The sequence below is a fragment of the Paracoccus sp. IB05 genome, assembly GCF_016405985.1.
In the GTDB taxonomy this organism is placed as follows: domain Bacteria; phylum Pseudomonadota; class Alphaproteobacteria; order Rhodobacterales; family Rhodobacteraceae; genus Pseudogemmobacter.
This window is the reverse complement of record NZ_JAEFCF010000103.1, coordinates 1-624: the sequence shown is the minus strand read 5'-3', so window position 1 is coordinate 624 and position 624 is coordinate 1. Positions and strand designations below refer to the sequence as shown.

At 63.9% G+C, this 624-nt stretch carries 1 pseudogene; it reads right to left on the bottom strand.

The window, feature by feature from the left end:
- Window positions 1–141 precede the first annotated feature (141 nt).
- Window positions 142–624 (bottom strand): annotated as a pseudogene (locus JC607_RS25230) (glutamine amidotransferase); the annotation flags it as partial.

The window sequence follows — 624 nt, the reverse complement described above, 5'->3', positions numbered from 1 at the left end:
GCATCAAGGCCGACGGCCAGCGCATGGCTGCCCTTCGGATTGGTGATCTCCCAGGCGGTGGCATTGGTCTGGCCTTTGGTGGCCTGCAGCGTCGCGTTCAGGTCGCGCAGCGTGGTGGTTGCAAGGTCAATCGTCTGCATATCAGTGCTTCCAGAAATAGACGGTTGCGGGTTCCGGTTCCCAGACGCGGGCGTCCTCGATCCCCGGCAGGTTGACCAGCGCGCGGTATTCCGATCCGAAAGCGACATATTGATCGGTCTCGGCCATGACCGCCGGTTTGCAGGCGATCGGGTCGCGCACCACGCCGAAGCCGTCTTTGGTGCCGACGACGAAGGTGTAGAACCCGTCCAGCACATCGAGACCCGCGCGCAGCGCGTCGCCAAGCTCGACGCCCTGGGCCAGCTGATGCGACAGCCAGGCGGCAGCCACTTCGGTATCGTTCTGGGTCTCGAACTTCACGCCGTCGCGGATCAGCTCGCGGCGCAGCGAATTGTGGTTCGAGAGCGAGCCGTTATGGACGAGGCATTGATCAAGCCCGGTCGAGAACGGATGTGCCCCCATGGTGGTGACCGCCGATTCGGTCGCCATCCGCGTATGGCCGATCCCGTGCCGGCCCGACATTTT